This is a genomic window from Peribacillus sp. ACCC06369 (assembly GCF_030348945.1).
Lineage (GTDB): Bacteria > Bacillota > Bacilli > Bacillales > DSM-1321 > Peribacillus.
Genome location: NZ_JAUCEN010000002.1, coordinates 3,832,444 through 3,858,712, shown reverse-complemented (window position 1 = coordinate 3,858,712; position 26,269 = coordinate 3,832,444). Strand labels below are relative to the sequence as shown.

The window sequence follows — 26,269 nt, the reverse complement described above, 5'->3', positions numbered from 1 at the left end:
GGAGTTGGACCATGGAGAACATGTGGGAAAATGAATATGTATATATAGCTGCTCGTTACAGTGTCGTCATTCTTTGCATGATTGTTTTTTTAGCCATTTTTGAACTTGTCACAAAGTACAAGAACTGGGAGGAAATCAAACAGGGAAACTTTTCTGTCGCGTTGGCAACAGGTGGTAAAATATTTGGAATCGCCTATGTATTCCAACAGTCCATCCTCCATCAGAATTCGATGCTTACCATGATTGGCTGGGGCGTATACGGATTTATCCTTCTGTTGATCGGTTATTTCATTTTTGAATTTATGACTCCTGGATTTAAAATAGATGAAGAGATACAAAAAGATAATCGGGCAGTTGGATTCCTATCGATGATCATTTCAATCGCATTATCTTTTGTCATCGGCGCAGGAATTTCTTAATGCCCTTCATGAGAGGGAGAAAACTGTGGAGAAGCTTGCAAAAGTCTTAATTGTTTGTTGCGGAATCTTTTTTCTGTTAGGAATTTTTTATATGATATTCTTCAATTGAAGCGGCCATTGTGCCGCTTCTTTTATTTGAATTCCATTTTAAAAAAGGAGGTGGTGTGTAAAGTGAAACTTTCGAAACCAAGACTATGCTGCAAATCTAATTCGTAACATATTGAAATGGGACAAAAAAAGCTTTTCTTCAAGTTTGTTTACAGTCTGTAAGGAGTAAAACACTCCTTTTTTTTGTTTTCCTTTTTAAGTGTTTCCAATCCTCTCTTGTACTCTTGCAGGACATATGGACTACCTTAATGCTCATCATCAGCCTTTATGCTTATTTTTCTGAATTTAAGCAATTGTAAGAAAATCCCGATTGTATTATAATGATAAAGAGTATTGAGAATATTCAGAAGGAGGGGGCAAATGAGCAATAAGCCATGGCAAGCTATTTATCCGGAACAGATACCAGCGGTTTTGTCGTACGAAGATAAACCTCTTTATTCTTTTTTGAAGGAATCAGCCGAAGAATTCCCTGATAAAGTATCGATTCATTTCCAGGGAAAAGAATTAACTTTCCAGGAAGTGCATGAATCTGCTTTAAAGTTCGCAGCGTATTTAAAAAGTATCGGTCTTCAAAAAGGAGAACGCGTTGCCGTCATGCTTCCGAACTGCCCTCAGGGTGTCATAAGCTTTTTTGGGATATTGATGGCTGGCGGTGTCGTGGTTCAAACGAATCCAACCTATACTGAACGTGAATTAGAGTATCAAATGAAAGATTCAGGAGTGAAAATAATTTTAGCGATGGATATTTTATTTCCCCGTGTCACTGCAGTCGCTTCAAGAACGGATATAGAACATATAATTGTAACCGCTATCAAGGAATATTTACCTTTTCCGAAAAATCTTATCTATCCTTTTATTCAAAAAAAGCAATATGGCATTGTCATCAATGTGGAGCATGTGGGCAATCATCATTTATTTTCCGAAATCATGAAACAAAAGGTCCCTGAAGAAGTCGCCGAGCCGATCGATGTGAATAACGACCTTGCACTTTTGCAATATACTGGCGGGACAACAGGCTTTCCCAAAGGGGTCATGCTTACCCATAAGAACTTGCTGGCAAATACAAAAATGTGCAATGCATGGCTTTATAAAAATAAGCGCGGTGAGGAAAGGATCCTTGCGATACTCCCATTCTTCCATGTGTACGGTATGACGACAGTCTTGGTTCTTTCCGTCATGGAAGGGAACACCATGATCATCATGCCGAAGTTTGATGTTGAAGCGACGCTTAAAACCATCCAAAAACAGAAACCGACCATGTTTCCAGGAGCGCCAACGATGTATATCGGCCTCTTGAACCATCCGGATATCGCTAAGTATGACCTTTCTTCCATCAATGCCTGCATAAGCGGTTCTGCACCATTACCTTTAGAGGTTCAAGAGCAGTTTGAGAAAATTACCGGCGGGAAGCTGGTTGAAGGCTTTGGACTGTCGGAAACCTCACCGGTAACCCATGCTAATTTCATTTGGGATCAGCCGCGTGTAAAAGGAAGCATTGGATTGCCATGGCCAGATACCGACTCGGTGATTCTGTCCTTGGAAACGGGCGAAGAGCTTCCTCCGAATGAAATTGGTGAGATTGCCATAAAAGGACCTCAGGTAATGCAAGGTTACTGGAACCGTCCGGATGAAACGGAAAGCACTTTTAAAGATGGCTGGCTACTAACAGGCGACCTGGGTTACATGGATGAGCGTGGGTTCTTTTATGTAGTCGAGAGGAAAAAGGATACAATCATTGCTGGTGGTTTCAATATATACCCACGTGAGGTGGAAGAGGTACTATACGAGCATGAGGCCATACAGGAGGTTGTTGTGGCAGGTATCCCTGACCCATATCGCGGTGAGACCGTCAAAGCCTACGTCGTACTGAAAAAAAATGCCCGGGTGACTGAAGATGAATTGAATGATTTTGCTAGAAAAAGCCTGGCTTCCTATAAGGTGCCGCGCAGCTATGAATTTAGGGAGGAACTTCCTAAAACGACGATAGGAAAGATTCTGAGAAGAGTCCTTATCGAGGAAGAAAAGAAAAAAATATCGGAGGAAAGAAAAGAAGCGTAAACAAGCAACCCCTTCATACGGAGCAGCGGAATAGGGCTCCGTGTTTTGCAGAACGACTGGACAACCTATGGATCGGGGCTGTACAATGAACATAAGTGGAATGCCATGACTCTTAGAAGTTTTTGCTTGACAGTAAAGGGTCGTCATTTTATGATAGAAATATGAATGATGATTCATTCATTTTCTGAAAGGGGACATCCAGTGAAACGCAACAGACCAAAGTATAACCAAATTATTGATGCGGCCGTTATCGTCATTGCCCAAAACGGTTACTATCAAGCTCAAGTATCCAAAATCGCCAAGCAGGCAGGCGTAGCGGATGGCACCATATATCTTTATTTTAAAAATAAAGAAGATATCTTAATATCATTATTCCATGAAAAGATGGGCTATTTTGTGGAACAGATCGAAGAAGAACTAAAAGGAAAGACCACAGCTTCGGATAAACTGCATGTGCTCATCCAAAAACATTTTCAAAACCTTTCAGAAGACGTGAATTTAGCAATTGTCACTCAGTTGGAATTAAGACAGTCGAATAAAGAATTACGCCTAAGGATTAATGATGTGTTAAGAGGATATTTAAATTTAATCGATCAGATCATTATAGAAGGAAAAGAGAACGGCGAATTTTTGCCTGATTTAAATAATTTACTTGCCAGGCAGATGATTTTTGGAACGATTGACGAAACAGTGACGACTTGGGTCATGAATGAGCAAAAGTATTCGCTCCCAGACCTTGCACCAGACGTTCACCGCCTTCTAATTGGCGGCTGTGGCTTGAAAAGTTAACGATTTTAATAGAGGATGGCTAGCCATCCTCGAAAGAATCGGTTAATATGCTTTCCGGCTTACCGGGAAGTGATACATATAGAATTTTCAAAAAAGTTTGACTAGATGCCAGGAGGGATAGATATGGAATACCTTAAGCTTTCTGTCGAAAATCATGTAGCATTTATAACGATTGATCATGCACCAGCAAATGCGCTTTCCACGGCAATCATCGGAGAGCTGTCACAGGCCTTTGATCAAATTGAGCAAGACGAAGCCGTACGGGTTGTCCTTCTTCATGGTGAAGGAAGATTTTTCTCTGCAGGAGCAGACATTAAAGAGTTTACGGAAGTGACAAACGGTAAGGCTTTCGAGAAGCTGACCAAGAATGGTCAATCTGTATTCGAGAAAATCGAATCTTTTCCAAAGCCGGTCATTGCAGCCATCCATGGTGCGGCGCTTGGCGGAGGATTGGAGCTGGCCATGTCCTGTCACATCCGTTTGGTAACCGAAAAGGCTAAACTAGGTTTGCCTGAACTGCAGTTGGGCTTAATCCCTGGATTTGCTGGCACCCAGCGTCTTCCTCGTTATGTGGGTATGGCAAAGGCCGCTGAAATGCTGTTTACAAGTGAACCGATTACAGGTATCCAAGCTGTGCAATGCGGATTGGCCAATCATGCTTTCTCGGATGAAGAACTGATTCCAAAAGCGAAGGAACTAGCCAATAAAATTGCCAAGAAAAGCCCTCTGGCTTTAAAGGCGGCTATAGAATTATTAAATTATTCCAAGCATGATTCCTACTATAAAGGTGTGGAAAGGGAAGCCGATCTCTTTGGCAAAGCTTTCGATACTGCTGACGCAAAAGAAGGAATTGGCGCTTTCATGGAAAAAAGAGAAGCTGTATTCAAAGGGAAATAAATAACTATTTTTATATATCATGCAGGATTTTGATGAAATTTGAAGAATACAATAATATATATCAATAAAATTCATAATCTTCAAAACTCAAATCATTCGGGAGGTATTATCGTGAACATTTATGTACTGCTGAAAAGAACATTTGATACAGAAGAAAAAATTACACTATCCAACGGGAAAATTAATGAGGATGGAGCAGAATTCATCATTAATCCATACGATGAATATGCTGTTGAAGAAGCAATCCAGGTGCGAGATGCACAAGGCGGCGAAGTAACGGTTATTTCTGTCGGAACCGAAGAGGCTGAAAAGCAATTACGCACAGCGCTTGCAATGGGGGCTGACAAAGCCGTATTGATAAATATTGAGGACGACATAGAAAATGGCGATCAATTCACGACTGCCAAAATTATAGGCGAATACTTAAAAGGTAAAAATGCCGATCTAATCATTGCAGGGAACGTTGCAATCGATGGCGGTTCTGGTCAAGTGGGTCCACGAGTTGCCGAGATTTTAGAAATTCCTTATATTACAACCATTACTAAACTGGACATTGCAAATGGAAATGTAAGCGTTATCCGGGATGTCGAAGGGGACTCTGAAACGATCGAAGCATCTCTTCCATTGTTAGTGACAGCTCAACAAGGGCTAAATGAGCCACGTTATCCTTCTTTGCCGGGAATCATGAAAGCGAAGAAAAAACCGCTTGAAGAATTGGAATTGGATGACCTGGATTTGGAAGAGGAAGATGTTGAAGCAAAAACAAAAACGATTGAAATCTACCTTCCTGCGAAAAAAGAAGCTGGAAAAGTATTGAACGGCGAAATCGGTGCCCAAGTCAGCGAACTTGTTCAATTATTACGCAGCGAAGCAAAAGTGATTTAATCGAAACGGTACTTTTAAAACAACAACACACGACAAATAGATAAAATAGAGCACAGGAGGTTTTTATAAATGGCTAGAAAGTTTCTTGTATTGGGCGAAGTTCGCGACGGTTCACTAAGAAATGTATCATTTGAAGCTATCGGTGCGGCTAAACTTGCTGCAGATGGCGGGGAAATCGTAGGTGTTTTAGTTGGTGACAGTGTTCAAAATTTCGGAAATGAATTGATCCAGTATGGTGCAGACCGGGTTGTTGCAGTCGAAAATGATCAATTGAAACAATATACTTCAGATGGTTATGCGCAAGGATTGCTTGCCGTCATCGAGCAGGAAAAGCCAGAAGGGATTTTCTTTGGACATACGGCTCTGGGAAAAGACCTTGCACCTAAATTGGCTGGAAAGCTTGAATCAGGATTGATTTCCGACGTTACATCCATTGAAGAAGAAGGCGGAAATATCGTTTTCACCCGCCCGATATATTCTGGTAAAGCATTTGAAAAGAAAATTGTTACAGATGGCGTGATATTCGCGACAATCCGTCCGAACAATATTGAACCGTTAGCGAAAGATGAGTCCCGCTCTGGTGATGTTTCTGCATTAAGTGTGGATATTAAGGATTTACGCACAATCATCAAAGATGTTGTTAGAAAAGCTAGTGAAGGGGTCGACCTTTCAGAAGCAAAAGTAATCATCGCAGGTGGCCGTGGCGTGAAAAGTGAAGATGGTTTTGAACCATTGAAGGAACTGGCACAAGTACTGGGCGGAGCGGTAGGTGCTTCCCGCGGTGCATGTGATGCGGACTATTGCGATTACTCTTTGCAAATCGGGCAAACGGGTAAAGTCGTTACACCAGACCTTTATATCGCCTGCGGTATTTCTGGAGCGATACAGCATTTAGCGGGGATGTCCAACTCCAAGGTTATCGTTGCCATCAACAAAGACCCGGAAGCTAACATATTCAATATAGCTGATTATGGAATTGTCGGAGATCTTTTCGAAGTCGTTCCATTACTTACGGAAGAATTCAAAAAACTAAAAGTTAACGCTTAAAAGAAATAAATTCTGATGAGGGGCAAGACATTTGGCATAAGCCGATACATGTCTTGCCCCTTCATTTTTCTTGGCTTTTAGGCAAGGTTTGAGCCTGCATATTTACTCTTTTTTTGGACATCCTACCACTGAAGCAAAATATTAGCATCGTTTCTAGCAACAATGGTATACTGTCTTTAGTTATTTGAGTAATTTTGAGGAGGAAATATATATGGCTATTGTAAATGCAACTGACCAAACTTTCACAACAGATACTAGCGAAGGTGTAGTTCTTGTAGATTTTTGGGCACCATGGTGCGGACCTTGTAAAATGATCGCTCCTGTTCTTCAAGAGCTTGATACTGAAATTGGCGATACAGCGAAAATCGTAAAAGTGGATGTAGATGAAAACCAAGAAACAGCTGGGAAATTCGGTGTGATGAGCATCCCGACATTAATCGTCCTTAAAGACGGTGAAGTGGTGGATAAAGTTGTTGGTTTCCAACCTAAAGAAGCACTTGCTGAACTTATTTCAAAACACGCGTAATAGTAAGTTAGCTAAAAAAAGCTTCAAGTCTGCGGACTTGAAGCTTTTTTCACTATCTTGATATATAATAATTGTAAAATGGGAGAACAGGAGGCTGAATGCATGAACCAACAAATAAAGAATAAACTTGCCCTTCTTCCCGATCAACCTGGTTGTTATTTAATGAAAGATCGTCAGGGAACGATCATATATGTAGGCAAAGCGAAAGTGTTGAAAAATCGTGTCCGTTCTTATTTCACGGGTTCTCATGATGGAAAAACATTTCGGCTTGTGAATGAGATTGAGGATTTTGAATACATCGTCACCTCTTCCAATATCGAGGCCCTTATTTTAGAGCTGAACTTAATCAAAAAACATGATCCAAAATATAATGTCATGCTTAAGGATGATAAGACGTACCCTTTCATCAAGCTGACGGCGGAACGTCATCCACGTCTAATCATTACGCGAAAAGTAAAAAAAGATAAAGGGAAATACTTCGGACCATATCCAAATGCTTTTGCAGCTAACGAAACGAAAAAGTTGCTCGATCGCATCTATCCCCTTAGAAAATGCAATACCTTACCTGATCGCGTTTGTCTTTATTATCACCTTGGCCAGTGCCTGGCCCCATGTGTTTATGATGTTGAGGAACAGGAATATAAGAAAATGGTGGATGATATCAACCGCTTCTTGAACGGTGGACATACTGAGATAAAAAAAGAACTGACTGAAAAAATGCTGGAGGCATCAGAAAATCTCGATTTCGAGAGGGCCAAAGAGTTCCGTGACAAAATTGCCCACATCGATATTACGATGGAGAAGCAGAAAATGATGACGACCGATTTCATCGACAGGGATGTATTTGGGTTTGCCTATGATAAAGGCTGGATGTGTGTTCAGGTATTTTTTGTCCGACAGGGTAAATTGATAGAAAGAGATGTTTCACTTTTTCCTGTCTATGATGAACCGGAACAGGAACTTCTTACATTCCTCGGTCAGTTTTACGAGATTACCAACCACTTTAAACCAAAGGAAATCTTGCTGCCTGAGTCAGTGGATGCTGAAATGGCCGAAGGGCTCCTTGGTGTCAAAACGATTCACCCGAAACGGGGATCGAAAAAAGACATGCTTAAATTGGCGAATAAAAATGCCTCCATCGCCCTTCAGGAAAAATTCTCCTTGATTGAACGGGATGAAGAAAGAACCATCAATGCGGTAGAAAACCTCGGGACCCAATTAGGCATCTACACCCCGCACCGAATTGAAGCTTTCGATAACTCCAATATTCAGGGAAGTGACCCTGTTTCCGCTTTAGTCGTGTTCATTGATGGGAAACCGGAAAAAAGGGAGTACCGTAAATATAAGATCAAGACGGTCCAGGGACCTGATGATTATGAATCGATGCGTGAAGTGGTCAGAAGAAGGTATTCACGAGTATTGAAAGAAGGGCTGCCGCTTCCGGACTTAATCATCATCGATGGTGGAAAGGGCCATGTGGAAGCCGTTCGGGATATATTGGAGAATGAATTGGGCCTTGATATTCCACTATCAGGTCTCATTAAGGATGAAAAGCATAGGACCTCGCAGTTGATGATTGGAAATCCGCTCGAACTCGTACCACTTGATTCACGTAGCCAGGAATTTTACTTATTGCAAAGAATTCAGGATGAGGTGCATCGGTTCGCGATTACGTTTCATCGCCAGCTACGCGGGAAAAATGCGGTTCACTCCCAGCTAGATGATATTCCAGGTGTCGGGGAAAAGCGAAGGAAGCAATTGTTGAGGCATTTTGGGTCATTGAAGAAAATCAAAGAGGCAACGGCCGAGGAAATTATGGAAGCGGGCATGCCAAAAGGGGTAGCCGAGGGAATCGTAAGAAAATTACAAGAATAATCCTTGCTACCGACTATTCCCTATGCTATGATTAAAAGGAATTTTTAACTAGACAACTTAAAAGTGCTGATAGAGGTGCGGAATTCAAGAGTAAAAACCTGGAGAAGTATGAGCTTCCATGAAAGGTTTTGAAAGGGGATGACGCCGAAGGAAGACAAGACTCATACCTTGTTTTTCTGGTCTGACATTTAATAAATGGCGGATTGTCAGGGGTAATACCCTGGAGAGCTATCTCACTGTGTTTACAGTATTAGATATGTGATCACAGCAATGAGATATTTCTCATTGCTTTTTTTATTGCCTAAAAAGGTAGAGAGGGTGCATTAGGATGGCATTAATCGTTCAAAAATTCGGCGGAACATCCGTCGGAAGCGTAGAAAAAATCAAAAATGTTGCCAATCGGGTAATCGAGGAAGTGGAGAATGGAAATGGTGTGGTAGTCGTTGTTTCAGCTATGGGGAAAACCACAGATCAATTGGTTTCCATGGCCCAAGATATTTCCGGAACCCCGAGCAAGAGGGAAATGGATATGCTATTGACGACGGGGGAACAGATCACGATATCCCTGTTAACGATGGCATTGATTGAAAAAGGACATGAAGCCATTTCGTACACAGGCTGGCAGGCAGGCATGCAAACGGAATCCGTTCATGGGAATGCCAGGATTTTAAACATCGATGCTACAAGGATTCAAGCCCAGCTCCAGGAAAAGAAAATTGTGGTCGTAGCCGGTTTCCAGGGGAGCGATGCAAATGGGGAAATCACTACCTTAGGGCGGGGTGGTTCCGATACGACGGCGGTTGCCATCGCTGCAGCGCTGAATGCGGATAGATGCGATATTTATACGGATGTAACTGGTGTTTTCACTACGGATCCACGCTACATAAAAGGTGCGCGAAAACTTCAATCCATTTCTTACGATGAGATGCTGGAACTTGCAAACCTGGGGGCGGGCGTCCTACATCCAAGGGCTGTCGAATATGCAAAGAATTATCAAATCCCGCTTGAAGTCCGTTCGAGCATGGAGAGAGAATCAGGAACGATCATAGAGGAGGAAGCAACTATGGAAGAAAACTTAATTGTACGCGGCATTGCTTTTGAAGACAGTATTACTAGGGTCACAATTTATGGTTTGCCACAATCACTTGGTGCATTATCCACAATTTTCACGACACTTGCGAAAAACCGGATTAATGTGGACATCATCATTCAAAGCATGACTGCCGAGGATACGACCAATCTATCATTTTCCACAAAAAGTGAAGATACGGAAGCGGCATTGGTCGTGCTGGAAAACAATAAAGAACGATTGGCATTCGACCGAATCGAAACGGAGGGTGGGTTGGCCAAAGTGTCCATCGTCGGATCTGGTATGGTATCCAATCCAGGAGTGGCTGCCGAGATGTTTGAAGTGATGGCCAATACAGGCATCCAAGTGAAAATGGTCAGCACATCGGAAATTAAAGTCTCGACTGTCGTCAATGAAAAGGAAATGGTGAAGGCTGTCGAATCTCTTCATGAAGCATTTAAACTTGGGCAGCATGCAAATGTGCTAGCTTGAGTGTAAGGAGTCCAATAAAAAAACAGACTTCCGGTAAAAAGGGTAAGTCTGTTTTAAGGGCTTATTAGATTGGATCTCTGGGATCCCATTGGATGGTGAATATCACTTTTTTTGCGCGGCGTTTGATTTCTTCCGTTGATTCGCTGAGGAATTTTTTTTGCAGTGTAAACTGCTCGGCAAGGAAACCGGCTTCAAGTTGGAAGTGACAATCAGGGTGTAAATCCAGGCGGCGGCTGATTATTTCACCCGTCAGGGATAATTCCATCTCGGTTTTTGAATACTTCATGATTTCCAAATTGCCCCATCCAGCGCTCTGGAAAAATTCAATCACTTCCTGATCGCCATTCAATGGGAATTTTCTTGCTAACTGTTTACCTGCCCAATAAAGGATTTGATTAGAGTCTTTTCCGAGAATATCGTTCAATAGAACTTCTCTGATTAATTCGTATCCGAAAGCTGGAACTTGGAATTCTTCAGTTTGAATTTCTTCAGCTTGAATCTCTTCTTCTATCGCAGCAGCAATATTTTTTTTCATAGTTTATCGCCTCTTTCTGTAAATCTATTATAAACGTATTTCTTTTGCAAATTATACTGTTTTTTATTTATTTAAATAACAATTGGAAAAAAATGAGAAATTATACCGAGATATTAATAGTTAAATTTGAAATTTCTTCAAAATATCATCTTGACAAACAAAAAATAGCCAATTTAATCCAATAAAATCTATTCTGAAAAAGAGATTTCTTGTATCCGTTTTCTTGACGCACATAGAAGTCAGGAGTAAAATGGACATGTCACATAATTGTAAAGGAAGTATAGAGGAGTTTTTTTGACTCTATACTGTATTTTCACGCGGAGATAAAAGGTAGCCACCAGTTTATCTTTGCATGATTTTTCACAAATTAAGGGGGGGCACTTAGTGGCAAAAAATCGTGAGTTTGGGAATCGCAGGCTTCATTCACTTCTAGGAGTAATTCCAATTGGTCTATTCCTAATTTTTCATTTATCGGTAAACTTTATGGCAACAAAAGGAGAAGAAACTTTTAATGGGGCAGTTCATTTAATTGAGTATACGCCCGTGAAGATTTTGGTAGAATGGGTCGTTATCTATCTACCGCTCATTTTCCATGCTGTGTACGGAATTTATATTGCCTTTACAGCAAAAAACAATTTAGGCAGATTTAGTTTCTTCCGTAACTGGATGTTCATGCTGCAACGTCTAACTGGAATCATAACGTTGATTTTCCTTGTTTGGCATATATGGGCAACTAGAATTCAAGCAGCCATGGGTGCTGAAGTTAACTTTGACATGATGGCTGAAATTTTCTCTAGTCCATTTATGATTGTGTTCTATATTGTTGGAATTATCTCGGCAATTTTCCACTTTGCTAATGGATTATGGTCATTTGCAGTGAGCTGGGGTCTTACAGTTTCACCTAAATCGCAAAAAATCATGACTTACTTTACATTGATCGTTTTCGTTCTTCTTTCTTATATCGGAATTAGCGCAATTTTCGCTTTCGTATAAGAAGATAGAGTTCATTTATAAGTATTAGGAAAAACATAGCTTGGCTAATGGAAATAAGGGAGTGACAGAATTGGGTAAAGGTAAAATAGTTATCGTTGGTGGAGGTCTAGCTGGATTAATGGCTACGATCAAAGCAGCAGAGCTGGGACAACAGGTTGATTTATTTTCTTTAGTGCCTGTTAAACGCTCTCACTCAGTTTGTGCCCAAGGCGGAATCAATGGGGCAGTAAATACAAAAGGTGAAGGGGATTCTCCATATATCCACTTCGACGATACAGTTTATGGCGGAGATTTCTTGGCTAACCAACCGCCGGTTAAAGCGATGTGCGAAGCAGCACCATCTATCATCCATATGTTTGACCGTATGGGTGTTATGTTCAACCGTACTCCGGAAGGTCTTCTTGATTTCCGTCGTTTCGGTGGTACTCAACATAGCCGTACAGCATTTGCTGGTGCAACAACTGGTCAACAATTACTTTACGCATTGGACGAGCAGGTTCGCCGTTATGAAGTTGAAGGCCTTGTAACGAAATATGAAGGCTGGGAATTCCTTGGAGCTGTTATCGATGATGAACAAACAGCACGTGGTATCGTAGCTCAAAACCTGACTTCAATGGAAATCAAATCATTCCCTGGCGACGCAGTCATCATGGCGAGCGGTGGCCCTGGAATCATTTTCGGTAAATCAACTAACTCAATGATCAATACAGGCTCAGCAGCTTCCATCGTTTATCAACAAGGTGTAAATTATGCAAATGGTGAGTTCATTCAAATTCACCCGACTGCAATCCCTGGAGATGACAAACTTCGTCTAATGAGTGAATCCGCTCGTGGTGAAGGTGGACGTATCTGGACATATAAAGACGGAAAACCTTGGTATTTCCTTGAAGAAAAATACCCTGCTTATGGTAATCTAGTACCTCGTGATATCGCGACTCGTGAAATCTTCGACGTATGCATGAACATGAAGCTTGGCATTAATGGAGAAAACATGGTTTACCTGGATCTATCACATAAAGATCCTAAATTACTTGATATAAAACTTGGTGGAATCATTGAAATCTACGAGAAATTCATGGGTGAAGATCCACGTAAAGTTCCAATGAAAATTTTCCCTGCCGTTCACTATTCCATGGGCGGACTTTGGGTGGATTATGACCAAATGACTAACATCAAAGGTTTATTCGCTGCTGGTGAGTGTGATTACTCTCAACATGGCGGTAACCGTCTTGGTGCGAACTCACTTCTTTCTGCAATCTATGGTGGTTCAGTCGCTGGACCGAATGCCGTTAAATATATTGAAGGCCTTGATAAAACTTCAGAATCCATTTCTTCTTCGTTGTTTGAAGGGTACGAAAAACAAGAACAGGAAAAATGGAATGAAGTCATGTCCCTTGATGGTAACGAAAATGCGTACGTTCTTCACAAAGAACTTGGTGAGTGGATGACACAGCATGTTACTGTAGTTCGTTACAATGACAAGCTGAAAGAAACGGATAACAAGATTCTTGAACTGATGGAACGTTACAAGAAAATTAACATCAATGACACGGCAAAATGGAGTAACCAAGGAGCTGCATTCACTAGACAGCTGCAAAATATGATGCAATTGGCTCGTGTAATCACAATTGGTGCGTTAAACCGTGACGAAAGCCGCGGAGCGCATTACAAACCTGATTTCCCAGAACGTAATGATGAGGAATTCATGAAAACAACTATGGCAACATTCAAAGGCATGGATCAAGCACCTGAATTCCATTATGAAGATATTGATGTATCACTGATCGCACCGCGTAAACGTGATTACACAACGAAACACTAAAGAGGGGGAGCAAAAAAATGGTTGAAACTAAATCTGAGACTAAAACAGTCCGTTTTATAATCACTCGTCAAGATACACCGGATTCAGCTCCTTATGATGAGGAATTCGAATTAGCGTATCGCCCGAATATGAACGTAATTTCCGCTCTAATGGAAATTCGTCGTAATCCGGTAACTGTACAAGGCAAGCACACTACAGCAATCGCATGGGACATGAACTGTCTTGAAGAGGTTTGTGGTGCTTGTTCAATGGTTATCAATGGTAAACCAAGACAATCATGTACAGCTCTTATCGATCAATTGGAGCAACCGGTTCGTCTAGCTCCAATGCGTACATTCCCTGTTGTTCGTGACCTACAAGTCGATCGCAGCCGTATGTTCGACTCATTGAAAAAGGTAAAAGCATGGATTCCAATCGATGGAACGTACAATCTTGGACCAGGACCGCGTATGCCAGAAAAGAAACGTCAATGGGCTTACGAGTTATCAAAATGTATGACTTGCGGTGTTTGTTTGGAGGCTTGCCCGAACGTAAACAGCAATTCAGACTTCATGGGGCCACAACCATTATCACAAGTTCGTTTATTCAACGCACATCCAACGGGTGCAATGAACAAAGCTGAACGTTTAAATACAATCATGGGTGATGGAGGACTTGCAAACTGCGGTAACTCACAAAACTGTGTGCAGTCTTGCCCTAAAGGCATTCCATTAACAACTTCGATTGCAGCATTGAACCGTGATACTACGATCCAACAATTCCGTAACTTCTTCGGAAGCGACGAAGTTTAATAATGAAAATGAAAGAACCCGTATCTTAGGATATGGGTTCTTTTTGTTTTACATTCGTAGAGAATGGCAAGTCCTTAAAAGATTGATAATTTGCATGCACCCTGAAAAACCGGGATCGAAGTGTGATTGGTTTGGGCAAATGAGTTTCTTGTAACCCAACATCCTCACGCAAAGGCTGAAGGATTTGAATAATAAAGTGAGCAACAAGCAAATTAACCTGCCTTCAATAGAAAATCCTTTTCAATATCGTTGTTTTCTTATAAAATGAGTGAATAGTCATTCAATTCAGAAAGGGTGTGCACAAGATGGGCAGGATATCATATATCGATAATATAACGGAGTGGATCAATGATTTTTCTTTTAAACATGAGATTAAGGTCCGTTTTTCAGAAACTGATATGTTTGGGCACTTGAATAACACGATTCCTTTTACTTATTTTGAGGAAGCTCGGATTGAGTATTTCAACAGTATGGGGTTCATGAAGGATTGGACCTCGGCTGAATGCAGTGAGATGCCGGTTGTTGCCAATTTACAGTGTGATTACCTGAAGCAAGTGTTTTTCAATGACCAATTGACGATCCATGTGAAAGCTGACCATATCGGAAACTCTTCAGTAGACATACATTATATGGGAACCAAACAAGATGGTTCAATTTGTTTAACGGGTAGGGGAACGATTGTCCAAGTTTCCAAAGCCACCGGAAAGCCGATACCTTGGACGGAAGAGATGAAGCGATCGATGTGGCAAACAGAGCTCGAACATTCCTGAAAATATTTTCATTTTAGACAAGTAAAAGAGTCACTCCCTTGCCCCGGCCGACATACTATATCTTGACTAAATAGACACCCACTCCGGGTTTTATGCTGGTGAAGGCAAGGAGGGTAACATTACTTGAAGGAGAACGAATTCACTCATAAGCCACTACTCACCAAAAGAGAAAAAGAAGTATTTGAGTTACTAGTACAAGACAAAACAACAAAAGAAATCGCAGGTGAATTGTTTATTAGCGAAAAAACAGTTCGAAACCATATTTCAAATGCGATGCAGAAGCTTGGAGTCAAAGGACGTTCGCAGGCAGTCATAGAACTCCTTCGTATGGGAGAACTTAAGCTTTAATGTGTTGACATTTAATACGTAAGCCTTATAAATATTTTCTCTCCCGTTCATTGGCAGCATATAAGGAAGGCCAAAACAATTTGGTTGTTTTGACTTCTTTGGATGCTGCTTATTTTTATGAAGGGGGTTTCATTATGGATTCCGGATAATCATTCTTGAAAATCATTTCACTTTCATCCAAAATGGTAGTATGATAAGTTTCATGAAGTGGGGAGCTGTGTGTATGGATGAAGAGAAGCAGGTTGCATATGTAGCCGATATCGAGAGGGAATTGCGCTATGTATCGACATGGCTTAAGCAAAGGGGAAGAGAAATTCTCAAAGATTATAAAATCACCATTCCTCAATTCGTGGCTTTGCAATGGCTTTTTGAATCAGGCGACATGACGATTGGCGAATTGTCCACAAAGATGTTTCTCGCCTTCAGCACAACAACGGATCTGATTGACCGCATGGAGAAACATCAGCTTGTCCAGCGTGTCAAGGATGATAAGGACCGGCGCGTGGTTCGAATTCACCTTCTTGAAGAAGGTGAACGGATTATTGAAGAAGTGATTAATAAACGACAACAGTACTTGAGTGGGGTATTAGTCAATTTTAACGAATCTGACATCGTGTCCCTGCAAGGAATTCTAGCAAAACTACATCAAGAAATGAAAGGAAAATGAGGCGAGTTTTTTGAAACAACCGATAGGAATCATTGATTCAGGGGTAGGCGGCTTGACAGTAGCTAAAGAAGTCATGCGTCAGCTTCCAAATGAAAATATTATATACTTAGGTGATACAGCAAGATGCCCTTATGGGCCTAGGACCAAAAAAGATGTCCAAACCTTCACATGGCAAATGACGAGGTTTTTGATGAAGAAGGATATAAAAATGCTGATCATCGCCTGCAATACAGCGACTGCAGCTGTACTGGATGAAATCAGGGCATTACTTCCGATTCCGGTATTAGGTGTCATTCATCCTGGGGCAAGGGCGGCGTTGAAAGTTTCCAATTCCTTGCATATTGGCATTATTGGTACGGAAGGCACAGTGAAAAGCAAAGCGTATGACGATGCACTTGCCTCCATCAATTCCGATGTGAAAGTAGATAGTTTAGCATGCCCGAAATTTGTCCCTATCGTAGAAAGCGGCGAGTTTCAAGGGAAGATAGTCAATAGGGTCGTGGCACAAACCTTGAGTCCGTTGAAGAAAACGAAGATCGACACATTAATCCTTGGCTGTACCCATTATCCACTGCTGGGGCCTGTAATCTCGACCTATATGGGGGATGAAGTACAAGTCATTTCCTCTGGGGAAGAGACGGCCCGAGAGGCAAGTGTCATTTTGGATTACTATAAATTAATCAATAAAAGCAAGCTCCGTCCAGTTCATCGCTTTTATACAACCGGTTCAAGAGATATGTTCGGTTCCATCGCGGAGAGCTGGCTCGGTATTCATATCAATACAATCGAAACAATTAAAATTGATCACTTATAAGGCTTCCATATGGAAGCCTTTTTTCTGAAGGGAAAAAATGAAAAAGCCTACCGTTATATGTATATAGCTACAAGCCTGGATGGATATATCGCTAGGGAAGCTGGAAGCATAGATTGGCTTGAAGAGACAGAAGGGGAAGGGGGACAATGGGGTACGGCGATTTCTATAAAAATAGCGATACGGTGATTATGGGAAATAAGACATATCAACAGATTCATACATTGGCAGGAGAATTTCCCAATCAAGATAAGGCCTGCTATGTCTTTTCAAGAAGTGCGAAAGGGAAAGAAGAACATGTGGAGTTTGTGATTGGAGATGTGGGTGATTTCATTGGAAAACTGAAAGGCGGATCAAGGATCTGGCTTGTAGGCGGTGCGGAGTTAGTGTCTGATTTCATGAAGAAATCGCTGGTGGATGAAGTGATCCTGTCCATCATACCGATTATCCTGGGGAATGGGATTCGTTTGTTCCAAGCAGGAAGTCCCGAAATCCAAATGAAGCTGACAAAGATGCAGCAGTACAGGCAAATTGCCCAGCTCCATTATCGGAGTGAAAAATAATTGGTCTATTTTCGCTTAGGGCTCGTATAAATAGGAGTACAAACTGTCCTAGGAGTGATTTTATGTCCAATAAATCAAAAGTAACAATGGCTGTGACCATTCTGGCATCTTCTTTTTGGCTTTCAGGCTGCGGATTATTTGGCGGTGAAGAGAAAAAGGAAATTGATCCACCAAAGGATGTTTCATTAGTCGAGGATGAATCTTCATTAAAAGAAACAGAAACGAATGGTGAAGAAAAGCCTGCAACAGATGGAGAAGAAGGCGCTGTTGAGTCGAAAACTGTGAAGACAGAGTTATATTTAATTGATAAAAGTGGGTATGTGGTTCCACAGACATTGGAACTTCCTAAATCGGAGGCCGTAGCTAAACAGGCCCTTGATTACCTTGTCGCTAACGGACCAGTCACGGATAAACTTCCTAATGGATTCAGGGCCGTCATTCCTGCCGATACCCAAATAAGCGTGAACATTAAAGAAGGAGTGGCTGTTGCGGACTTTTCGCCGGAGTTCAAAAACTATCAAAAAGAGGATGAACTCAAAATCCTTCAAGCCATTACATGGACTCTGACACAATTCGACTCGGTCGATAAAATCCAAATGAGAATAAATGGGGAAGATATTTCCGAAATGCCGGTCAATGGCACACCGATAGATGAGAATATCTCAAGGTCTTCAGGAATCAATATCGATACGAGTGATGTGGTCGACATTTCGAATTCCAAAGCACTGACTGTTTATTATGTAGGCGGTGACGAGGAGTACACCTATTATGTTCCGGTGACACGCAGGATCAGCGAAACGGTGTCTGATAATGTAACGGCAGTCATACAGGAATTAACGAAGAGTCCTTCGGGTTCTAACCTGCAAACTGGGTTCATGAGTGATGTAGCTTTACTTGACGAGCCTAAAGTGGCAGAAGGTAAGGTCAGCCTCAATTTTAACGAAAATATCCTTGGAAGCTTTAAAGAGAAAAAGGTATCACAAGAAGTACTTGATGCATTGGTCCTTTCTTTAACGGAACAGAAAGGAATTGAAAGCGTTGAAGTACAAGTGCAGGGCAGCGCCGATGTTCTTAATGAAGAAGGAAAGAAATTATCCGAACCAGTGGTCCGTCCAGAGAAAGTCAACACAGGTAGTTTTTAAAGAGCGATATTATATATTGAAATAGCACAATGAGGCAGCCTGCAGCTGCCTCTTATTTTTTTACCTCCACCATTGATTACCACGTGTTAGAGTCCTTGTTTTATAAATCTTAATTATTGCATTAGTTGAAAACTAATACCCCGCCAAGCAAATTCTCTTATCGTGAGAAAGTTTTTACATAAATAAATTTTTAAAAGGGGAAATTACCTTTAATGATGTAATTAATGGGGGATATTATGGATCAAAAGGTAATTCAGGCTTTACACATCTATGTTTTAATCATTATGAATACAGGATTCATGGTACATGTCCTGCTCATTCCCAATATCTTAACCGCATCTCAACGCGACGCATGGATAAGTGTCATAATAAGTGTTGTTCCATGTATCGTTTGGACGCTATTTATTTTTTATATTTATAAAAAACTAGATAAAGAAGATATAATCTCTTTTCTGAAAAAATGGTCTACACCTTTTGTTACATATATTTTCACTATAGCATTTGGGTTGTACTTTATAATTAACGCCTTCATTACCATCAAATTTACAGTGATTTGGGCAAAAGCTAATTATACTCATGACATACCAAACATCGTAGTCGTCAGCCTATTCACTTTTATATGTATTTTTGCAAGTTATAAAGGAATACGCACCATAAGTACTTTGGCTCTCCTATTTCTTCCGGTCGTCACTTTTTTCGGGATATTTGTGGGTCTGGGGAATACGAGTAATAAGAATTACGAATTATTGTTCCCGATATTTGAAAGCGGGTATCACAATACTCTAAATGGAATTCTGTATACGAGTGCAGGATATTTAGAAATTATCGTTTTTTTATTTTTAACTCCTTACTTGAAAAATAAGCTAAAAGCCAAGTGGCTATTAATGGCTGGTATTATCTTAATCATGCTGACGTTAGGACCCCTCATGGGAGCGATTGCGGAATTTGGTTCTGTGGAAGCAGTGAAAATGAGGAATCCGGCTTATGAACAGTGGAAGTTGTTAAGGTTTGGCTATTATATTACTCGACTCGATTTCCTTTCCATCTTCCAATGGCTTTCAGGTGCCATGATTCGAATAAGTTTATGTTTATTTATAGGCTATAAATTAATCTCAAATTCAAAACATCAGAAGTGGATACTGCTTTCACTATATTTGTTAATTGTTATTGGAACGCTAATCCATTGGGATGCTGATTCATTTTTAAATTTTATATACAAATATTTCTTTCCAATCAGCAGTCTGTTTCTTTTAAGTGCTGCAATTATACTGTTATTTATTATTATAAAAAAGGGAAAAGGAAAAGGAAAAGGTGAAACATTATGAAGAAGGGAAAATTGAATGGAACTCCTTCTTACATTGACCAAATCCAAAAATGGTTCGAACATTCTTCCGATGTTGTTTTAAGAACAAAAACTTTTGATAATGAAGATCGTTATTTGTTGGGATTTTTATATGCGCCGAACTTAGTGGATATGCAATTTATCAATGAAGTGATACTGCCTACAATATCAAAAGCGGTTCAAGAAAATGGGGAATTAACAATTGATCAATTAAGCAATATTATGGAGATCAGTACGCTTAAAAAGGGCTCCGATTTAAAAGAGGGAGTAGAGAGCATTCTTTTTTCAGGAGACCTAATCATTATTAATGAATCTTCTAATGAAATTTACTATACCCCATTGGCTAATTCCCCTAAGCGCAGTCCGGAAGAATCCAATATAGAATCTTCCATTCGGGGACCCAGAGATGGATTTGTTGAGAATATATCGGATAACATGTCTTTAATTCGCCAAAGGTTAAAAACGGCATCACTTAAATGTATAGAATATACAATTGGGAAAAGAAGTAAAACTAAAATATTGCTACTTTATATAGATGACATTATTAATCCCTCGATTCTTTCGGATATTAAAAAAAGATTGGATTCATTAAAAGTTGATATCATAGTCAGCAGTTACCAAGTTGAAGAACTCCTATATGATAATCAATTTTCCATCTTCCCCTTAATGGATTACGTTGGTCGACCGGACTATGTTGTTGAATCCTTGAATCAAGGGCGCTTTGCCATCCTGGTAGACGGGAATCCCACATGCTTGATCGGACCAACCAGTATTAATCAGTTGCTTTATTCTGCTGATGACGCACATGCAAGCTTTTTTTACATTAGTTTTATACGCATCATTCGTGTAGTCGCCTTATTTGTAACGGTTACGTTACCGGGTTTTTTTATAGCGTTAGTTTCCTATCAATTCGATCAAATTCCCTTTTCGCTTCTTGCGACAATTTCAATCACGAGACAGGGATTACCCATACCTGCTTCTTTGGAGGCATTCATGATGATCATATTGTTTGAACTATTTAAAGAAGCCGGTCTTCGCCTGCCAAAAGCTGTAGGTCCTACGGTTTCAGTGTTGGGTGGATTGATTATAGGTGATGCAGCGATTCGGGCAGGGCTCACTTCACCCTCCATGCTAGTAGTAATAGCTGTTACAGTTCTGTCAAGCTATACCTTAATCAATCAGAATATTGCTGGGAATATCGTTCTTATAAGGTTATTCATATTTGCTTGTTCAGCGTTTTTAGGCTTGTTTGGATTCTTTATGGGAATATTCCTTATCTTGATTGTTGTGGTTTCCTTGGAAAGTTTCGGCCAGCCTTTTGTGAATCCACTTTCCAAACCAAATAAATCGGATATGTTAAAAGTCTTATTTAAGCTTCCGTATGGGATGTTAAGGCAGCGGAATCAAGCTATACAGTCCAGTGATAATGAACCGCAAAAGGAGTCGAACAAATGAGAAAGCTATTTGCAGTCATGATTATTGGCTGTCAACTTTTACTGACGACAGGATGCTGGGGAATGAAGGAAATTCAAGCTCAAACATATGGATCCGCTCTTGGGATCGATTATAAAGAGGGTGAATTCATCTTATACTTTCAAGCATTAAATTTTGCGGATATAGCAAAACAAGAGGGGGCAACTGCATTACAACAAAAATCTTCTGTTGTCATTGGGAAAGGTAAAGGGGAAAGTATCGAAGAAGCATATACTGAATTAGAACAAAATGCAGCATTACCACTTTATATCGGGCATATTAACTCCTTCATTTTAAGTGAGAATGTAATCAAAAAGAAAATGAAGGATTTCATTGAATATGTAGGAAAAGAGCCCTTATTGCGATACAATTCTTGGCTGTTTGTTACAAACGAGGATATTAAAAAGGTGTTTGATAGTGATAGTTTCTTTAATCTTCCTAACTTATTCACGATCATTCAAAGGCCAGAGACCGTTATTAATGAGAACTATTTTATTTCCCCGTTAAAATTCAGTGAACTGGTTTCGGAATTTTATCAACCGGTTGGTTCCATTTTAATTCCCTCTATGGTCATAAATGAGCATCATTACTCAGAGAAGGGGAAAGAAAAAAAGATACCAACGTTGAATGGCGGCTATGTTTTATCAAAACAACAGTATAAAGGGTTCGTAAGTAAACAAGATTTGATCGGTTTAAAATGGGTTGAAAACAAGGCGACAGTAATGTTTTTTTCCCTGAACAAACAAAAGGTAAGTGTTGAAATCATGGATCCCAAAACAAACATCATAGTATTGGAACAACAAAAGAAACCTTTGTATGATTTAGAGGTTAGAGCAAATGGAATATTGAAACAAAATATAGATAACTTGGATATAGAAAAAATCGAAAAAAAAGTAGAAATAAAAGTTAAGGAAGATATTTTGAAGACATTGGAGACGGGGGGGGGAATCAATACAGACCTTTTTAACATAAGTGAAAAGGCATACAGATACCATGTCAATAAGTGGGATAATAAAGTTATTAATTCCTTTGATAAGACTTCAATAAATAACATAAAAGTTAATATCCATATTGAACATAGTGAAAATTACAAACGTTAGTTTATAAGTTTCGGGTTAATGCAGATGAGGGAGTTGTGTTAGACTTAACTTATCAGGAAAATTCAGCGGCCGTTGTTGATCATGAAAGGCAGCGCTGAATTCATCCGTTTGGCACTGGAGAAGAAGCGGCTTTTACATATAACGAGTTACAGCAAATTCTTGCTTAGCCCCAAAAGGGCTCACATGCCGATAAAATAAAAAAGGGTGAAATGAAAAAATGAAGACAGTAATCATTGCAACGAAAAATAAAGGGAAAGCCAAGGAATTCGAAAGCTTGTTCTCTGCTAAAGGATATGAAGTCAAAACGCTTCTCGATGTACCGGGTGCACCGGATGTGGAGGAAACAGGTACGACCTTTGAAGAAAATGCAATCTTGAAAGCAGAGGCCATTGCCCATCAGCTAGGCCATTTTGTCATTGCGGATGATTCCGGATTGATTGTAGATGCATTGGATGGCCGTCCGGGCGTATATTCTGCCCGCTATGCTGGAGAGTCCAAGAGTGATGAAGCGAACACGGAAAAAGTCCTCGGGGAACTGGAAGGCGTCCCGGAAGAGGAAAGGACAGCGAGATTCTATTGCGCCTTGGCCCTCGCGTCACCCAACCAGGAAACGATTACGGTTTCGGGAACGATGGAAGGCTTGATTACAGTACAGCCTTCAGGAACGAATGGATTTGGTTATGATCCAATCTTTTTTGTTAAAGAACAGGGTAAAACAAACGCCGAATTGACAAAAGAGGAAAAAAACCAAATCAGCCACCGTGCCCACGCATTGAGGGCCCTAGATGAAAAACTTGATTTATTTCTAAAAAGGGAAGAAGGAATGTGACGATGAAAGTGCTAATAATGAGTGACAGTCATGGCTTAACTCATGAAATAAGCATGATAACCGACCGTCATAAACAAGAAGTTGCTGCCATGATCCATTGCGGTGATTCAGAGTTGGAAAGAAATGATCCTCACATGGCGGATTTCTTAGCTGTTCGTGGGAATTGTGATCATGATTCGGCATATCCGACTGACATTGTGGAGAACATCGCAGGCAAGCGTTTCTTCATTACGCATGGACATCTCTATAACATAAAAATGACCCTGATGAATTTATCTTATAAAAGTGAAGAGGCCGAAGCGGATATTATTTGCTTTGGTCACTCCCACGCTGCAGGTTCCGAATCGATTGACGGCAAGCTCTTCATCAACCCGGGAAGCATACGCCAGCCGCGTGGACGAAAAGAGAAAACCTATGCCATTTTGGAAATGGGAACAGGCAAACTTGAAATCACCTATTATGACCTTGAAGGAAAAATCGTTGAAGAATTAAGAAATGCTTATCAAATGGAATGAATTCATGTATAATGAACAGGAAGCGTTTTTCCCCGCTTCCTGGTACATAAAAAAAAGAAAAAACTTTTTATGAAAAACCGTTGACTTTCTTTTGATATCCTACTATAATAAGAAGTGTCCTAAGGGAACAGTTAAGGTAATACATAAGTTTTACCGCAACTTATATCATAAATGTCTCAGTAGCTCAGCTGGATAGAGCAACGCCCTTCTAAGGCGTCGGTCGGGAGTTCGAATCTCTCCTGGGACACTAACTTGAAAAAGCCAAAACCTTTTAAGGTTTTGGCTTTTTTACTTTTTGCTTTAAGTGTGAACGAAAATATGGGATGAATATAGAAAGAATGCCTTTCGATTTGCATCCTTTGAACCATTAATGTTCCGTTTTGACGAAAAGAAGTTTTTTATTTCATATTGCAGGTGGATGATCTTTTTATGTCGAACTTGTTATGGATAAGGAGTTGTTTAAATGAATAAAGATAGATTGTTCAAGTTCATTCAAACTTCCACTCGGGGCAATTTCTTCTCAGTCGAAATATCCGAAGATGGAACTAAAGTAGTCCAATTAGCCAAAGAGTTAGAAAAAGAAGGAAGAATTAAGTTGAGGGAATGCACACGAAAAGATCAAAGTGTTTATCTGGAAGGAATACTTAAGTTTGTGCCTAGCTAATACTTAATGAGCTTTAACGAAGGACTTATACTACGAATTTCAAATGCTCCATGGAAAAAAGGCATCCAACATTGGATGCCTCAGTTTGTAGACAAAAGGGGTTCGGAATTAAAAAATTCCGAACCCCTTTTTGAGATTCCCTTTGAATTTTTGCCTGAAGTTAGGAGATTGGGGCTCTACGAGCCCACTATGTTAGGCCATTTTTGGACCTCGCCATGTCCAATTGGCCATCTTCTTTAAATTAATGGCAGCGAAAGTAAGCATCGCCTGCATCGACAATTTTTTAAGTCCCCTTAAAGTTGTCCAACGCATACCATGCTTTTCTTTTGCATCTGCGAATACACGCTCAATCGTTTCTTTACGTTTCGCATATATAGTTTTTACATCTTGATGATGACGCAGATGATCTGCTTCTTCCACATGTGTTTGCCAAATATGCCGTGTCACCACTTTTTGATGGTCTTTGCTTTCTGTACACTGAGATAAAAATGAGCATGTCGCACAAGTGTGTTTGGGTGATTTATACTCGCGATAGCCCTCTTTATTGGTTGTTGAGTACTTTAATAGCTCTCCCGAAGGACAAAGGTAACAATCAAAATGTTCATCGTATACATAGTCCTGTTTGCGGAAAAATCCTTCTTTGGTGCGAGGACGTGTATAAGGTAAAGCCGGTATGATTTCTTTGTTAAATAGGTAGCTTGTAATCGCTGGTGTTTTATAAGCTGCATCTGCGGCAACGGCTTCCGGTTTTCCAACTTTCTCAATCACTTGTTCAACTAGTGGCTCTAAGATCTGACTGTCATGTATATTTCCAGGTGTTACAATCGTTCCCAATACAAAACCGTTGCGGTCTGCGGCCGCATGGAATGAATAGGCAAACTGTTTTGTTCGTTCATCTTTCACATAGTAGCCACTCTCAGAATCCGTTGTACTTTCTTTAATCTCTTTGGTCTCTTCTTTATCAAATTTATCTGATGGAAAAGGCTTCTTTCCATGTTTTTCACGATCTTGATTGATTTCTTCTTGAAGACGCCCTTGATACGCTCGTGTTTCTTTACGAACGATTTTCTTTTCAAATTTCCTTTTATTCGCACTGGCTTTCACATGTGTGGAATCCACGAAAACGTGTTCAGCACTTATTAACTTTTTATTAGCAGCTGTCATTAAAATGCGATAGAAAATCTGTTCAAACAGGTCTGTATCTTTAAAGCGTCGCTCATAATTTTTCCCGAACGTAGAGAAATGAGGTACTTTATCATGGAAACCATAGCCTAAGAACCAACGGTAAGCCATATTGGTTTCAACTTCTTCAATCGTTTTACGCATGGAACGAATACCGAAGGTATATTGAATGAATGTCAGTTTAACTAAAATAACTGGATCAATACTTGGGCGTCCTACCTCTGAATACATCTCTTTCACCAAGTCATAAATGAAAGTGAAGTCAATGGCAGCCTCCATTTTACGAACCAAATGGTTCAGTGGCACCAGTTGATCTAACGTAATCATTTCAAGTTGATCTCGCTGAATAGAATCATGTTTAGAAAGCATCCTCATCACCTCAAGTTTTAATACTTCTATTTTAAAACAAAAATGACTCCAGGCAAAAGTGTTTATCTAAAAGGTAAGACAAAGTTGATTGGAACGGAAGGTACGAGACTCCTGCGGGAAAAGCGCGTCTAGGGGAGACCCCGCAGGCGAAAGCCGAGGAGGCTCCCCGACCGCCCGCGGAAAGCGAG

Annotated in this window: 27 protein-coding genes, 1 tRNA gene and 1 riboswitch; of the genes, 26 read left to right on the top strand and 2 right to left on the bottom strand. The window is 40.4% G+C overall.

Going from position 1 to position 26,269, the window contains the following annotated elements; genetic code table 11:
• The first annotated feature begins 11 nt into the window (after positions 1-11).
• The 9 genes from QUF78_RS19605 (at position 12) to QUF78_RS19565 (ending at position 10,165) form a co-directional block, all read left to right on the top strand.
• Positions 12-419, top strand: coding sequence for a DUF350 domain-containing protein (locus QUF78_RS19605; RefSeq protein ID WP_289325963.1), 408 nt, complete (start codon positions 12-14; stop codon positions 417-419).
• Positions 420-887: 468 nt separating this feature from the next.
• Positions 888-2,585: an AMP-binding protein gene (locus QUF78_RS19600; protein ID WP_289325962.1), complete on the top strand. Its 1,698-nt coding sequence runs from the start codon at positions 888-890 to the stop codon at positions 2,583-2,585.
• Between the two features lie 201 nt (positions 2,586-2,786).
• Complete coding sequence (locus QUF78_RS19595; protein WP_289325961.1) at positions 2,787-3,374, top strand: fatty acid metabolism transcriptional regulator FadR; 588 nt, start codon at positions 2,787-2,789, stop codon at positions 3,372-3,374.
• Positions 3,375-3,497: 123 nt separating this feature from the next.
• Entirely contained in the window at positions 3,498-4,271 is a 774-nt protein-coding gene (locus QUF78_RS19590; protein WP_289325960.1) for an enoyl-CoA hydratase, read from the top strand.
• A gap of 111 nt (positions 4,272-4,382) precedes the next feature.
• Positions 4,383-5,156: an electron transfer flavoprotein subunit beta/FixA family protein gene (locus tag QUF78_RS19585; protein ID WP_289315426.1), complete on the top strand. Its 774-nt coding sequence runs from the start codon at positions 4,383-4,385 to the stop codon at positions 5,154-5,156.
• A gap of 69 nt (positions 5,157-5,225) precedes the next feature.
• Positions 5,226-6,203, top strand: a complete 978-nt coding sequence (locus QUF78_RS19580) for an electron transfer flavoprotein subunit alpha/FixB family protein (protein ID WP_289325959.1) — start codon at positions 5,226-5,228, stop codon at positions 6,201-6,203.
• Between the two features lie 184 nt (positions 6,204-6,387).
• Positions 6,388-6,729 (top strand): thioredoxin, encoded by a 342-nt coding sequence (gene trxA / locus QUF78_RS19575; protein ID WP_289325958.1) that lies wholly within the window; start codon positions 6,388-6,390, stop codon positions 6,727-6,729.
• A gap of 102 nt (positions 6,730-6,831) precedes the next feature.
• On the top strand, positions 6,832-8,604 hold the full coding sequence (uvrC, locus tag QUF78_RS19570; protein WP_289325957.1) for an excinuclease ABC subunit UvrC: 1,773 nt from the start codon (positions 6,832-6,834) through the stop codon (positions 8,602-8,604).
• A gap of 62 nt (positions 8,605-8,666) precedes the next feature.
• Positions 8,667-8,843, top strand: a riboswitch (Lysine riboswitch).
• Between the two features lie 89 nt (positions 8,844-8,932).
• Positions 8,933-10,165: an aspartate kinase gene (locus QUF78_RS19565; protein ID WP_289325956.1), complete on the top strand. Its 1,233-nt coding sequence runs from the start codon at positions 8,933-8,935 to the stop codon at positions 10,163-10,165.
• A 64-nt stretch (positions 10,166-10,229) separates the two neighbouring features.
• Here the strand turns inward: QUF78_RS19565 and QUF78_RS19560 are convergent, their stop codons facing one another.
• Positions 10,230-10,700 carry a YslB family protein gene (locus QUF78_RS19560; RefSeq protein WP_289325955.1) on the bottom strand — a complete coding sequence of 157 codons (471 nt, stop codon included), beginning with the start codon at positions 10,698-10,700 and terminating at the stop codon, positions 10,230-10,232.
• Between the two features lie 384 nt (positions 10,701-11,084).
• On the opposite strand from QUF78_RS19560, the gene QUF78_RS19555 reads away from it, so the two are divergent.
• The 17 genes from QUF78_RS19555 to QUF78_RS19480 all read left to right on the top strand — a co-directional run bounded on the left by QUF78_RS19555 (position 11,085) and on the right by QUF78_RS19480 (position 24,530).
• Entirely contained in the window at positions 11,085-11,693 is a 609-nt protein-coding gene (locus QUF78_RS19555; RefSeq protein WP_289315432.1) for a succinate dehydrogenase cytochrome b558 subunit, read from the top strand.
• A gap of 70 nt (positions 11,694-11,763) precedes the next feature.
• On the top strand, positions 11,764-13,515 hold the full coding sequence (gene sdhA / locus QUF78_RS19550) for a succinate dehydrogenase flavoprotein subunit (protein WP_289315433.1): 1,752 nt from the start codon (positions 11,764-11,766) through the stop codon (positions 13,513-13,515).
• Positions 13,516-13,532: 17 nt separating this feature from the next.
• Entirely contained in the window at positions 13,533-14,306 is a 774-nt protein-coding gene (gene sdhB, locus QUF78_RS19545) for a succinate dehydrogenase iron-sulfur subunit (protein ID WP_048689018.1), read from the top strand.
• A gap of 305 nt (positions 14,307-14,611) precedes the next feature.
• Positions 14,612-15,076 carry an acyl-CoA thioesterase gene (locus tag QUF78_RS19540; protein WP_289315435.1) on the top strand — a complete coding sequence of 155 codons (465 nt, stop codon included), beginning with the start codon at positions 14,612-14,614 and terminating at the stop codon, positions 15,074-15,076.
• Positions 15,077-15,199: 123 nt separating this feature from the next.
• On the top strand, positions 15,200-15,424 hold the full coding sequence (locus tag QUF78_RS19535) for a helix-turn-helix domain-containing protein (RefSeq protein WP_028392149.1): 225 nt from the start codon (positions 15,200-15,202) through the stop codon (positions 15,422-15,424).
• Between the two features lie 223 nt (positions 15,425-15,647).
• Complete coding sequence (locus QUF78_RS19530; RefSeq protein WP_289325954.1) at positions 15,648-16,091, top strand: MarR family winged helix-turn-helix transcriptional regulator; 444 nt, start codon at positions 15,648-15,650, stop codon at positions 16,089-16,091.
• Positions 16,092-16,101: 10 nt separating this feature from the next.
• Entirely contained in the window at positions 16,102-16,905 is an 804-nt protein-coding gene (gene racE / locus QUF78_RS19525; RefSeq protein WP_289315437.1) for a glutamate racemase, read from the top strand.
• Positions 16,906-16,962: 57 nt separating this feature from the next.
• A complete protein-coding gene (locus QUF78_RS28060) occupies positions 16,963-17,091 on the top strand; it encodes a hypothetical protein (RefSeq protein ID WP_370015999.1) in 129 nt (42 codons plus the stop codon).
• A gap of 2 nt (positions 17,092-17,093) precedes the next feature.
• Positions 17,094-17,465, top strand: a complete 372-nt coding sequence (locus tag QUF78_RS19520; RefSeq protein ID WP_483313856.1) for a dihydrofolate reductase family protein — start codon at positions 17,094-17,096, stop codon at positions 17,463-17,465.
• 62 nt (positions 17,466-17,527) lie between these two features.
• Positions 17,528-18,607 carry a GerMN domain-containing protein gene (locus QUF78_RS19515; RefSeq protein WP_289325953.1) on the top strand — a complete coding sequence of 360 codons (1,080 nt, stop codon included), beginning with the start codon at positions 17,528-17,530 and terminating at the stop codon, positions 18,605-18,607.
• Positions 18,608-18,843: 236 nt separating this feature from the next.
• Entirely contained in the window at positions 18,844-19,932 is a 1,089-nt protein-coding gene (locus QUF78_RS19510; protein WP_289325952.1) for a GerAB/ArcD/ProY family transporter, read from the top strand.
• Positions 19,929-21,404 carry a spore germination protein gene (locus tag QUF78_RS19505; protein ID WP_289325951.1) on the top strand — a complete coding sequence of 492 codons (1,476 nt, stop codon included), beginning with the start codon at positions 19,929-19,931 and terminating at the stop codon, positions 21,402-21,404. Before QUF78_RS19510 ends, QUF78_RS19505 begins: the two co-directional genes overlap by 4 nt.
• Entirely contained in the window at positions 21,401-22,522 is a 1,122-nt protein-coding gene (locus QUF78_RS19500; protein ID WP_289325950.1) for a Ger(x)C family spore germination protein, read from the top strand. Before QUF78_RS19505 ends, QUF78_RS19500 begins: the two co-directional genes overlap by 4 nt.
• A gap of 217 nt (positions 22,523-22,739) precedes the next feature.
• Positions 22,740-23,351: an XTP/dITP diphosphatase gene (locus QUF78_RS19495; protein ID WP_289325949.1), complete on the top strand. Its 612-nt coding sequence runs from the start codon at positions 22,740-22,742 to the stop codon at positions 23,349-23,351.
• 2 nt (positions 23,352-23,353) lie between these two features.
• On the top strand, positions 23,354-23,866 hold the full coding sequence (locus QUF78_RS19490) for a metallophosphoesterase family protein (protein ID WP_289325948.1): 513 nt from the start codon (positions 23,354-23,356) through the stop codon (positions 23,864-23,866).
• A 173-nt stretch (positions 23,867-24,039) separates the two neighbouring features.
• Positions 24,040-24,113: transfer RNA gene (locus QUF78_RS19485), tRNA-Arg, on the top strand.
• 216 nt (positions 24,114-24,329) lie between these two features.
• Positions 24,330-24,530, top strand: a complete 201-nt coding sequence (locus tag QUF78_RS19480) for a hypothetical protein (RefSeq protein ID WP_289325947.1) — start codon at positions 24,330-24,332, stop codon at positions 24,528-24,530.
• 192 nt (positions 24,531-24,722) lie between these two features.
• Here QUF78_RS19480 and QUF78_RS19475 read toward each other — a convergent pair whose 3' ends face one another.
• Positions 24,723-26,081, bottom strand: a complete 1,359-nt coding sequence (locus tag QUF78_RS19475) for an IS1182 family transposase (RefSeq protein WP_289323635.1) — start codon at positions 26,079-26,081, stop codon at positions 24,723-24,725.
• Positions 26,082-26,269: the final 188 nt, after the last annotated feature.